Source organism: Burkholderia sp. AU4i (genome assembly GCF_000466765.1).
Classification (GTDB): Bacteria; Pseudomonadota; Gammaproteobacteria; order Burkholderiales; family Burkholderiaceae; genus Burkholderia; species Burkholderia cepacia.
Genome location: NZ_ASSI01000066.1, coordinates 26,530 through 37,423 on the forward strand (window position 1 = coordinate 26,530; position 10,894 = coordinate 37,423).

The window sequence follows — 10,894 nt, forward strand, 5'->3', positions numbered from 1 at the left end:
ACGATTCACTATGAAATACATCTTCAAAGGTGACAGCGCGCTGGTCAGTGGCGCCGGCTCGGGTATCGGCGAGGCAACGGCACACCTGCTCGCCATAAATGGTGTGCAGGTGGTTGCCTCCGACATCGACTTCGAGGCCGCCCGACGTGTGACACAGGCCATCATCGCCGCCGGCGGCCGCGCCGTGGCACACGAGGGCAATGCGGCCAAACCCGAGGACGCCGGTGCGGCGGTGCAGTGCGCACTCAAGCATTTCGGTTCTCTGCACCTGGCTTTCAACAACGCTGGCATTGCCGGAGAACTCAAGCCTGCAGGCGAACTGGCGGCCGAGGAATGGCAACGTGTCATCGATACCAACCTCTCGGGTGTGCAGCATGCCATGCGCGCGCAGATCCCGGCCATCCTGGCCGCCGGCGGCGGCGCCATCGTCAACATGTCGTCGGTCCTGGGATTAGTCGGCAGCGCGGACGCACCGGCCTACGTCGCGGCCAAGCACGGGGTGACAGGTCTCACGCGCTCGGCGGCGTTGGCCTATTCGGCACAGGGCGTCCGCATCAACTCGCTCCATCCGGGCTATATCGAAACTCCGCTGCTCAAGGCGCTCGACGAGGCCACACTGGCAGCGCTGAAGGGGCTGCACGCCATCGGGCGCCTGGGCCGGCCCGAGGAGATCGCCCACGCAGCCTGCTTCCTGCTGTCCGAAGGTGCCAGCTTCATGTGCGGCAGCGCCATGGTGGTAGATGGCGGTTATACGGCGGCTTGAATAGGAAGGGCACAGTGGAGTTGCGCCACCTTCGATGCTTCATCGCTGTCGCGGAAGAACTCCACTTCGCGCGCGCCGCCGAGCGGCTACATATCGAGCAGTCGCCATTGTCGCGGGCCATCAAGGAATTGGAGGAGGACTTGGGTGTGCAATTATTCGAACGCACCACCCGCAGTACCCGCCTCACCCGCGCGGGCCAGCTCTTCCTGGAACACGTGCCACGCATCTTTACTGCCTTGCAGCAGGCGCGTGACAGCGTGAAAGCGGTCGCCAATGGTTTCCACGGGCAATTGCGTGTGGCCTTGTCGGATGGCATCACGCCTTCGCGCTTACCGGCCTTGCTGGCGCTATGCCGACAAGAGGAGCCCGAGGTCGAAATTCGCTTCTTCGAGGTGCCGCTGTCGCAGCAGATCAAAGGGCTGCATGATGACCTGTACGACGTGGGATTTGCCCAATCCGATGAAGTGGGCGACGGCATCGTCGCTTTGCCCGCCTGGAGCGATGCGTTGATGGTGGCGGTGCCCGCCCGGCATCCGCTGCTGATCCACAAGCGCATCCCCTTGGATGAGTTACTGCGCTACCCATTGGTACTGTGCGATCCGCAAGTCTGTGAAGGCCTCGCGAAGCATGTTGAGCGGGTGCTTCGCCGAGTGGACATGGAGCCGCTGGTCGCGGAGCGAGTTGCCACAAGCGATTTGATGATGGCGTTGGTGTCAGCGGGCTTCGCACTTGGGTTGGCGGGTGCAGCTCACATTGCCGCCAGTCGTGAATCAGGTGTGGTGGCACGACCTTTGGCGTCACGCGTGCCACCGCTGACGACCTATTTGCTTCGTCTTGACAGTGATCCGTCCGATGAACTGGCGCGGTTCATTGAGCGCGTAAAGGCCATCGATCTGCCAGAAACTCCCAGACCCGCACGAGGCCGCAATCCCGATCACCCGGAGGAACTGATGCCATGAAGAAGATCATTCCGTTCTTGCTGGTGGCTGCCTTGACCGCCTGCGGTCAGTCCGAGACACCTCTGAACGCCACCAATTCAAAGGCAAGGATTCCGACAGTAGAAGAACTGGCGGCTAACCCAGAGCACCTCAAAGAACTGCGTCTGCAATGCAAGACCGACCGCCCCAAGTTGGGCGATACGATATGCGATCGGGTCGCCGAAGCCACGCGCAAACGGTTCTATGGCGACCGTGATACTCCGTACACGCCACCGAAACAATCGCCCAAGTTCTGATCGTCGGTGACGCGCCGCATCGGCTTCATATTCTTGTCCGACACGCCGCGATGCGCCTTCGCTTGCGGCGCTTTTCTTCGGCTCGCCGTCACACTAATTCTTTCTTTTTGCTCGACCATTCTGCTGAAAACGGTCTTTGACCGGCACTGACCCGGCACCGATCCTGACGCATGCGGCACGTTCCTGTGCCGCGATTTCCATGAGGAATCAGCGCAGGAGAAATCGGAGGCCAGGTCATGCAAGGGACGAACGTGCTGTTCGGTCAGATCGCCGTGGTGTTCGGCATCGTGATCGCCGGCGTGTGGGGCGCCACACAATGGACAGCAGCGGCCCTTGGCTATCAAGTACGCCTTGGCTCTCCCTGGTTCGATCTTCTTGGCACGCCGATCTACCACCCGTGGAAGCTGTTTGAGTGGTGGTTCTTCTTCGGCGCCTATGCGCCGGAAGTATTCGACACCGGCGGCGCCATCGCCGGCGCCAGTGGCATGGTCGCCGTGGGCGTTGCCATCGCCATGTCGGTCTGGCGCTCGCGCCAAGCTCGCCTCGTCACCACCTACGGCTCGGCGCGTTGGGCTAACGCGCAGGACATTCGCATGGCGGGCCTCACGCATCCAGCCGGCGTCTTCCTCGGCCAGCACGACCGCCAGTACCTGCGGCATGAAGGCCCGGAACACGTCCTGACCTTCGCGCCTACGCGCTCGGGCAAGGGCGTCGGCCTCGTGGTGCCGACGCTGCTGTCCTGGCCTGCATCCGCCGTCATCCACGACATCAAAGGCGAGAACTGGCAGATCACTGCGGGCTGGCGCTCGCGCTTCTCGCATTGCCTGCTGTTCAACCCGACCGATGCGAAGTCGGCGGCCTACAACCCGCTGCTGGAGGTGCGGCGCGGCGCGCATGAGGTGCGCGATGTGCAGAACATCGCGGACATTCTGGTTGATCCCGAAGGTGCGCTGGAGAAGCGCAACCATTGGGAGAAGACCAGCCACGCGCTGCTGGTCGGGGCCATCTTGCATGTCCTCTACGCGGGCGAAGACAAGACGCTGCGCGGCGTCGCCAACTTCCTCTCCGATCCGGCCAGCCCGTTCGAGCTGACCTTGCATCGGATGATGACCACGCCGCACCTCGGCGATGGGCCGCATCCGGTCGTCGCATCGGCGGCGCGCGAAGTGCTCAACAAGTCGGACAACGAGCGTTCCGGCGTGTTGAGCACTGCCATGTCGTTCCTCGGCCTGTACCGCGATCCCACGGTGGCCGAAGTCACCTCGCGTTGCGACTGGCGCATCGCCGATCTGATCGCGGCCGAGCATCCGGTATCGCTATATCTGGTGGTGCCGCCTTCGGACATTTCGCGGACAAAGCCGCTCATCCGCCTGATCCTCAACCAGATCGGCCGGCGCCTCACCGAGTCGCTCGATGGCTCCGACGGCATCGCACGCCGCCACAAGCTGCTGCTGATGCTCGATGAGTTCCCAGCGCTGGGGCGTCTGGACTTCTTCGAGACGGCCCTAGCCTTCATGGCGGGCTATGGCATCCGCAGCTTCCTCATCGCGCAGTCGCTCAACCAGATCGACAAAGCCTACGGCCAGAACCATTCGATTCTGGACAACTGCCATGTGCGCGTGACGTTTGCGACGAATGACGAGCGCACCGCCAAGCGCATTTCCGAGACGTTGGGCACTGCGACCGAACTGCGCGCCCAGCGCAATTACGCAGGCCACCGGCTGGCTCCGTGGCTGGGCCACCTCATGGTGTCGCGTCAGGAAACCGCGCGCCCGCTGCTGACGCCCGGCGAAGTCATGCAGCTTCCGCCTGACGTGGCGGTGGTGATGGTGTCGAGCGTGGCGCCGATCAAGGCGAAGAAGCTGCGCTACTACGCGGACGCCAATTTCAAGCGGCGCGTGCTGCCGCCTCCTGTGCTGGCGGACGGCCGATACGCCGACGCGCCGCCGGTGCGCCCGGACGACTGGAGCGGCCTGGCGATTCCTGCTGTACCCGCCGCGCCTGCGGCCGATGCCGCCGAAGGCTTCGGCGCTTCGACCGACGACGGTGGCCCACGCCGTCAACCCGAACTCTCCGAAACCGTCGCCTACGCCCCCGAGCTGGCCGCGAGCACCGCCGACCTCGACCTGCTCGATGACGACGACGACCTGCCGCTTCCCCTTCCTCGCCAGCTTAATCCGGCCATGCAGCGCACGGCCCGGCTGGCTTCCCTCGACCCCAACGACGGAATCGAGCTATGAGCCACTACCGCCTGAATCTCTTTATCCAGCCGGAGCACGCCAAGCGCCTGGACGAGCTGGCCGCCAAGAAAGGCGTGTCCAAGTCGTCCATCGTCGCGGCGGCGCTCGCATCGTGGCTGTCGCCCGATGCCGCCGACCAGCGCGAGGCGGCCATCGCCAAGCGGCTTGATCGCCTGTCGCGTCAGGCCGAGCGCATGGAGCGCGACCAGAACATCGCCATCGAGACGCTGGCACTGTTCATCCGCTACTACCTGACCGTCAGCACGCCGGTGCCGGAGGCCCATCAGGAGGCGGCGCGCGCCCAGGGCAAGGCGCGCTTCGAGCAGTTCACCGAGCAGCTTGGCCGCAACCTGCTGCGGGGCCGCAGCCTGGTGCGCGACGTGGTGGAGGAACTGCATGCCGACCCGATGCAGATGGAGGACGCGGCGGCAGCCGCGCAAGCGCAGGAGCGTGCGTCATGAGCGCCGTTCCGCAGTCCATGAGTGCCACGTCGCTCGACCGCCGCATCCAGATGCTGCGCACGGCAATGGGGCCGCTGATCGCCGCTGCGCTCGAAGACCCCGACGTGGTGGAAATCATGCTCAACCCGGATCGCACCCTTTGGGTGGATCGCCTGTCGTCGGGCCGCGCGCCGATGGGCGTTGAGATGCCCGAGGCTGATGGCGAGCGAATCATCCGCCTGGTCGCGGCCCATGTCGGCGCGGAAGTCCATCGCGGCCAGCCGCTCTTGTCGGCGGAGCTGCCCGAGACGGGCGAACGCTTCGAGGGCATCTTGCCGCCTGCTGCACCGGGGCCGGCCTTCGCGCTGCGCAAGCGCGCCATCGGCGTGATTCCGCTGGAGCGGTACGTCATCGACGGGATGATGACCAGCGCCCAAGCGGGCTTTCTCGTTCGCGCCGTGCGCGAGCGTCAGAACGTGCTGATCGCCGGCGCTACCAGCAGCGGCAAGACGACCTTGGCCAATGCACTGCTGGCCGAGATCGCCGCCACCGGCGACCGCGTACTGGTGCTCGAAGACACGGTGGAACTGCAATGCGCGGCGCGCGACCACGTTCCACTGCGCACGCGCGCAGGCGTGGTGTCCATGACGGAACTGGTGCGCTCGTCCATGCGCCTGCGGCCGGATCGCGTCGTCGTCGGCGAGGTGCGCGGCGCCGAGGCGCTGGATCTCATCAAGGTGTGGGGCACGGGCCACCCCGGCGGCATCGCCACGATCCATGCCGGCTCCGCGCTGGGCGCGCTGCTGCGCCTGGAACAACTGATTCTCGAAGTGGCCGTGAATCCGCCCCGTGCGCTGATCGCCGAGGCGGTCAACGTGGTGATCCACATCGTCGGGCGCGGGCGCAAGCGCCGCATCGAGAGCATCGCCCGCGTCGTCGGCTTCGACGGCGTGGGCTACCAACTGGCGGACGCGCTGGAAACGTCGTTTCCCGAGCTACTGCCGATCCCTGATGCCGCACCCGCTGCGGCGACTTCCCCGTCCCCTGACCAACCTGGAGAACTGCCATGACGCAGATGACCATTTCTGCTTTCCGTGTTTCCGTAAATCCGGCTTTGCGCCTTGCACGGCTGCGTAGCCTGGCCCGCCCTGCTGGGCAAGGGCTGCTGCTGGCCGCGCTGCTGCTGTTCCTGGCCGGCACCGCGCAGGCCGCCGGTTCCTCGATGCCGTGGGAAGGCCCGCTGCAATCCATCCTCGAATCCATCCAGGGGCCGGTGGCGCGCATCGTCGCGGTCATCATCATCATCGCAACCGGCCTCGCGCTGGCCTTCGGCGACACGTCGGGTGGTTTCCGCAAGCTGATCCAGATCGTGTTCGGCCTGTCCATCGCGTTCGCGGCTTCGAGCTTCTTCCTGTCGTTCTTCAGCTTCTCCGGCGGGGCCGTCGTATGAGCGGCCCGGATACCTTCGCGGCTGGGTTCGAGGTGCCGCTGCATCGCTCGCTGACCGAGCCGATCCTGCTGGGCGGTGCGCCGCGCACCGTGGCAATCGCCAACGGCACGCTGGCCGCCGCCGTCGGGCTAGGCCTGCAACTGTGGATTCCTGGCGTCGTGCTCTGGATCGTCGGCCATTCGCTGGCGGTATGGGGCGCGCGCGTCGATCCGCAGTTCATGGCCGTGTTCGCCCGGCACATCAAGCACCGCCCGCTGCTGGACGTGTGAGGGGACGCCGCCATGCTGAACCTTGCCGAATACCGCCAGCGACCCGCATTGCTCGCCGACTGGCTGCCGTGGGCTGGATTGGTTGCGCCGGGCGTCGTCTTGAACAAGGACGGCAGTTTCCAGCGCACGGCCCGGTTTCGCGGGCCTGACCTCGACAGCGCGACGCAAGGCGAGTTGATCGCCACGTCGGCACGCCTGAACAACGCCCTGCGCCGCATGGGTTCGGGCTGGGCGCTGTTCATTGAAGCCGAGCGCCGGCCCGCCGCCGACTATCCGCACTCGGAGTTCCCAGAGCCACTGTCATGGCTGGTGGACGAGGAACGCCGCGCCACCTTTGAGGACTCGGGCAACCACTTCGAGAGCGGCTATCACCTGACGCTGGTGTACCTGCCGCCCGAGGAATCGCGCGCCCGTGCCGCCAAGATGCTCTACGAGAACACGCCGACGAATGGCGTGGACTGGCGCGAGCGCCTGCAAGCCTTCGTCGCGGAGACGGATCGCGTCTTTGACCTGCTCGATGGCGTGATGCCGGAAATCACCTGGCTCGATGACAGCCAGACGCTGACCTACCTACACGCCACCATCTCGACGCGGCGCTATCGCGTCGGCGTGCCCGAAGTGCCGTTCCACATCGACGCGCTGCTGACCGATTCCGCGCTGGTCGGTGGCCTGGCACCGATGCTGGGCGACCAGCACCTGCGCGTGGTGTCGGTGCGGGGCTTCCCGACCTCGACCTGGCCGGGGATTCTGGACGACCTCAACCGCCTCGGCTTTGCCTACCGCTGGAGCACGCGCTTCCTGTGCCTCGACAAAGCCGAGGCGGAACGGGAGTTGGGGCGCCTGCGCCGCCAGTGGTTCGCCAAGCGCAAGAACGTCATCGCGCTGCTGCGCGAAACGATCTTCCAGCAAGAAAGCCCGCTGGTGGATACCGACGCCAGCAACAAGGCGGCGGATGCAGACGCGGCCTTGCAGGAGCTGGGCAGCGATCAAGTCGCCTTCGGCTACCTCACCGCGACGGTGACGGTGCTCGATGCCGACCCGGCCGTGGCCGACGAGAAGCTGCGCATGGTTGAGCGCGTCATTCAGGGACGCGGCTTCATCACCATCCCGGAAACGCTCAACGCCGTGGATGCGTGGCTGTCGTCCATTCCGGGCAACGCCTACGCCAACGTGCGGCAGCCCATCGTCTCGACGCTGAACCTGGCTCACATGATGCCGGTGTCGGCGGTATGGGCCGGGCCGGAAAAGGACGAGCACCTGGACGGCCCGCCGCTGATCGTCACGCGCACCGATGGCGCCACGCCTTTTCGCTTGGTCACTCACATCGGCGACGTGGGCCACACGCTGGTCGCGGGGCCGACCGGCATGGGCAAGTCGGTTTTGCTCGCCACGCTGGCAATGCAGTTCCGCCGCTATCGCGGCTCGCGCATCTTCGCGTTCGACATGGGCCGCTCGATGCGCGCCACGGTTCTCGGGCTGGGCGGCGAGCACTACGACCTCGGGACGGACGGCGAAATCGCCTTCCAGCCCTTGGCACACATCGACCGCGAGGGCTACCGCACCTGGGCGGCCGAATGGATCGAAGGCCGCTTGCTGCATGAAGGCGTGGCGGTCGGTCCCGACGAGAAAGCGGCTATCTGGTCGGCGCTGGGAAGCCTCGCCGGTGCGCCGTTGGAGCAGCGCACGATGACGGGGCTTTCCGTGCTGCTGCAATCGAACACGCTGCGTCAGGCGCTGTCGCCCTATGTGCTCGGCGGTGCCCACGGCAAGCTGCTGGACGCCGACCATGACCGGCTAGGCATGGCCGACGTGCAGTGCTTCGAGATGGAGGAACTGATGCACAACAAGGCCGCCGTCATGGCCGTGCTGCATTACCTCTTTGCGCGCTTCGATGAACGCTTCGACGGTGCGCCCACGCTGCTGATCCTCGATGAAGCGTGGCTGTTCCTCGATGACCCGGTGTTTGCCGCGCGTATCCGGCAATGGCTCAAGACGCTCAGGAAAAAGAACGTCAGTGTCATCTTCGCCACGCAATCGCTGGCGGACATCAAGGATTCGAGCATCGCACCCGCGATCATCGAGAGCTGCGCAAGCCGCATCTTCCTGCCGAACCCGCAGGCGACCGAGCCGCAGATTCGTACGATCTACGAGGGCTTCGGCCTGAACTCACGGCAGATCGAAATCGTCGCCACCGCGCAGCCCAAGCGCGACTACTACTACCAATCCCGCTTCGGCAACCGCCTATTCGACCTCGACCTGGGGCCGGCGACGCTGGCCTTTGCGGGCGCTTCCACGCCGCAAGACCAGCGCGACATGGACCGCGTGCTGCTGGACGCCGGCACGCCCGGCTTCGCAGGCGGCTGGCTGCGCCATTGCGGCCTCGATTGGGCGGCCGATCTGCTGCCCTCGTTCCCCGGCCTCGCGCCGGGTTCCCTCCGTACCGCTGACCACCTATTGGAGAACCAGCTATGAAGATCCGTGCGCTTTCCATTTCTCTCGCCGCCGCGCTGTCGGTATCGCTGCTGGCCGTACAACCGGCATCTGCCATCACGGTGTTCGATCCGTCCAACTTCGTGCAGAACACGCTGACCGCGATTCGCACGCTGGAGCAGATCAACAACCAGATCCAGCAGCTTCAGAACGAAGCGCAGATGCTGATGAACCAGGCGCGCAACCTCGCCAGCCTGCCGTCCAGCGTGGTGAACCAGTTGCGCGCCAATCTGGCGACGACCGAGCGGCTGATCGCTCAGGCTCGCGGCTTGGCCTACGACGTGACGAACCTGGATCGGGAGTTCGCGCGCCTGTATCCCGAGCAGTACGCCGCCACCGTCAGCGGCGACCAGATGTACCGCGACGCGCAGGAGCGTTGGCGGAACACGCTCAACGGCTTGCAGACCACCATGCAGATGCAGGCGCAGGTGTCGCAGAACCTGGGCGAAGACGAAAGCGTGCTGGCCGACCTTGTGAGCAAGAGCCAGTCGGCCCACGGTGCATTGCAGGCCATGCAGGCCATGAATCAGTTGCTCGCCTTGCAGGCCAAGCAATCGATACAGGCGCAACGGCTCCAGATCACACAAGACCGGGCCGCCTCGCTGGAGCTGGCGCGACAGGCGGCGGCCACGGAACGTGCCCGCGAAGTGCGGCGGCGCTTCCTGGGCGAAGGCACGCCGTACACGCCGCAGACCGTGAACTTCTACCGCGACTGACGGGAGGCCGCCATGCGATGTGTCCTCGTCCTGTGTGCTGTGCTGCTGGCCGCTTGCAGCGAGCAGCCGGCCGACAATCTTGCCGATGCCTTGGCCGCCGATCCCGTGCGGCTCAAGGCATTGCGCGCGCAATGCGCGGCCGACCGACAGGCTACGGGCGAGGACGCCTGCCGCGCCGCTACCGAAGCCTTCCGGCGGCGCTTCTTTTCTGGCCAGGCCGGGCCTGATGAATACCTGACGCTGCCCGACCTGCCGCCGATCCCGCCGAGCTTCGAGGAATCGGCCGATGGCATGGCGCCGGCCGTTCCCGTCGAACCGGAGGACACGCCATGAATGACGTGACCATCATCGACCAGTTCCTCAACACCTTCGCCACCTACATCGACTCGGGTTTCGGACTGCTGCGGGGCGAAGTGGCGTTCCTCACGGCCACGCTGATCGTCATCGACATGACGATCGCCGGCCTGTATTGGGCCATGAGCCATGCCACCGGCCAGGGCGAGGACGTGATCGCCAAGCTGCTGCGCAAGGTGCTCTACGTCGGTGCCTTCGCCTATATCCTCAACAACTTCAACTGGCTGGCCAGCATCGTGTTCCGCTCGTTCGCCGGGTTGGGCATCACCGCCACCGGCTCGGCCATCACGATGGAGAACTTCCTCCAGCCGGGCCGGCTGGCCAAGACCGGCATCGACGCCGGGGCGCCAATTCTGGAACAGATCGGCGAGATGGCCGGGTTTCCCGAGGTGTTCGTGAACCTCGATCCCATCGTGGTGATGTTCCTCGCTTGGTTGGTCGTGGTCCTGTGCTTCTTCGTGCTGGCGATCCAGCTTTTCATCACGCTGATCGAGTTCAAGCTGACCACACTCGCGGGCTTCGTGTTGGTGCCGTTCGCGCTGTGGAACAAGACCAGCTTCCTCGCCGAGAAGGTGCTGGGCAACGTGGTGTCGTCCGGCGTCAAGGTACTGGTGCTGGCCGTGATCGTGGGCATCGGCTCGGGCCTGTTCGCGCAGTTTCAAGTCCATCCCGCCGAACCGTCCATCGACCACGCGCTGGTCATCATGCTGGCCTCGCTCACCTTGCTGGCGCTGGGGATCTTCGGCCCCGGCGTCGCCACGGGCCTCGTGTCCGGTGCGCCGCAGCTCGGCGCTGGCGCAATGGCCGGTGCTGCTGTCGGCGCTGCCGGCACGGCTGTCGCCATCGGCGCCGCCGCGACGGGCGTGGGTGGCGCCGTGGCTGCTGGCGCGCGCATGGCCCCGGCTGCCGCCAAGCTGGCCGGCAGCGGCGCGCGTGCC

At 65.7% G+C, this 10,894-nt stretch carries 12 protein-coding genes; all 12 read left to right on the top strand.

What is annotated here, in order from left to right:
* Nucleotides 1–10: 10 nt before the first annotated feature.
* The gene (locus L810_RS16125) at nucleotides 11–763 is read left to right on the top strand and encodes an SDR family NAD(P)-dependent oxidoreductase (protein ID WP_021159342.1); all 753 of its coding nucleotides are present in this window, start codon (nucleotides 11–13) and stop codon (nucleotides 761–763) included.
* A 14-nt stretch (nucleotides 764–777) separates the two neighbouring features.
* Entirely contained in the window at nucleotides 778–1,722 is a 945-nt protein-coding gene (locus L810_RS16130) for a LysR family transcriptional regulator (protein ID WP_021159343.1), read from the top strand.
* A complete protein-coding gene (locus L810_RS45245) occupies nucleotides 1,719–1,997 on the top strand; it encodes an EexN family lipoprotein (RefSeq protein WP_011516102.1) in 279 nt (92 codons plus the stop codon). The genes L810_RS16130 and L810_RS45245 overlap by 4 nt, the downstream gene beginning before the upstream one ends.
* 236 nt (nucleotides 1,998–2,233) lie before the next feature.
* On the top strand, nucleotides 2,234–4,237 hold the full coding sequence (locus L810_RS16135; protein ID WP_021159345.1) for a conjugal transfer protein TraG: 2,004 nt from the start codon (nucleotides 2,234–2,236) through the stop codon (nucleotides 4,235–4,237).
* A complete protein-coding gene (locus L810_RS16140; RefSeq protein ID WP_021159346.1) occupies nucleotides 4,234–4,698 on the top strand; it encodes a ribbon-helix-helix protein, CopG family in 465 nt (154 codons plus the stop codon). The genes L810_RS16135 and L810_RS16140 overlap by 4 nt, the downstream gene beginning before the upstream one ends.
* Nucleotides 4,695–5,747, top strand: a complete 1,053-nt coding sequence (gene trbB / locus L810_RS16145; protein WP_021159347.1) for a P-type conjugative transfer ATPase TrbB — start codon at nucleotides 4,695–4,697, stop codon at nucleotides 5,745–5,747. The genes L810_RS16140 and trbB overlap by 4 nt, the downstream gene beginning before the upstream one ends.
* Nucleotides 5,744–6,127, top strand: coding sequence for a TrbC/VirB2 family protein (locus L810_RS16150; protein WP_011516107.1), 384 nt, complete (start codon nucleotides 5,744–5,746; stop codon nucleotides 6,125–6,127). Before trbB ends, L810_RS16150 begins: the two co-directional genes overlap by 4 nt.
* Complete coding sequence (locus L810_RS16155) at nucleotides 6,124–6,396, top strand: VirB3 family type IV secretion system protein (RefSeq protein WP_003138984.1); 273 nt, start codon at nucleotides 6,124–6,126, stop codon at nucleotides 6,394–6,396. Before L810_RS16150 ends, L810_RS16155 begins: the two co-directional genes overlap by 4 nt.
* A gap of 12 nt (nucleotides 6,397–6,408) precedes the next feature.
* A complete protein-coding gene (gene trbE, locus L810_RS16160) occupies nucleotides 6,409–8,868 on the top strand; it encodes a conjugal transfer protein TrbE (protein WP_011516108.1) in 2,460 nt (819 codons plus the stop codon).
* On the top strand, nucleotides 8,865–9,602 hold the full coding sequence (gene trbJ / locus L810_RS16165) for a P-type conjugative transfer protein TrbJ (RefSeq protein ID WP_011516109.1): 738 nt from the start codon (nucleotides 8,865–8,867) through the stop codon (nucleotides 9,600–9,602). Before trbE ends, trbJ begins: the two co-directional genes overlap by 4 nt.
* Before the next feature lie 12 nt (nucleotides 9,603–9,614).
* Nucleotides 9,615–9,935, top strand: a complete 321-nt coding sequence (locus tag L810_RS16170; RefSeq protein WP_011516110.1) for a hypothetical protein — start codon at nucleotides 9,615–9,617, stop codon at nucleotides 9,933–9,935.
* Nucleotides 9,932–10,894: P-type conjugative transfer protein TrbL (gene trbL, locus L810_RS16175; protein ID WP_042974947.1), on the top strand; the 963-nt coding region annotated here is incomplete at its 3' end. The genes L810_RS16170 and trbL, both read left to right, overlap by 4 nt.

What these genes read in the sequence shown, in the direction of transcription:
- L810_RS16125 (WP_021159342.1), top strand. Translation starts at nt 11, where the DNA reads ATGAAATACATCTTCAAAGGTGACAGCGCGCTGGTCAGTGGCGCCGGC.
- L810_RS16140 (WP_021159346.1), top strand. Translation starts at nt 4,234, where the DNA reads ATGAGCCACTACCGCCTGAATCTCTTTATCCAGCCGGAGCACGCCAAG.
- trbB (WP_021159347.1), top strand. Translation starts at nt 4,695, where the DNA reads ATGAGCGCCGTTCCGCAGTCCATGAGTGCCACGTCGCTCGACCGCCGC.
- L810_RS16155 (WP_003138984.1), top strand. Translation starts at nt 6,124, where the DNA reads ATGAGCGGCCCGGATACCTTCGCGGCTGGGTTCGAGGTGCCGCTGCAT.
- trbJ (WP_011516109.1), top strand. Translation starts at nt 8,865, where the DNA reads ATGAAGATCCGTGCGCTTTCCATTTCTCTCGCCGCCGCGCTGTCGGTA.
- L810_RS16135 (WP_021159345.1), top strand. Translation starts at nt 2,234, where the DNA reads ATGCAAGGGACGAACGTGCTGTTCGGTCAGATCGCCGTGGTGTTCGGC.
- L810_RS16150 (WP_011516107.1), top strand. Translation starts at nt 5,744, where the DNA reads ATGACGCAGATGACCATTTCTGCTTTCCGTGTTTCCGTAAATCCGGCT.
- L810_RS16170 (WP_011516110.1), top strand. Translation starts at nt 9,615, where the DNA reads ATGCGATGTGTCCTCGTCCTGTGTGCTGTGCTGCTGGCCGCTTGCAGC.
- L810_RS45245 (WP_011516102.1), top strand. Translation starts at nt 1,719, where the DNA reads ATGAAGAAGATCATTCCGTTCTTGCTGGTGGCTGCCTTGACCGCCTGC.
- trbE (WP_011516108.1), top strand. Translation starts at nt 6,409, where the DNA reads ATGCTGAACCTTGCCGAATACCGCCAGCGACCCGCATTGCTCGCCGAC.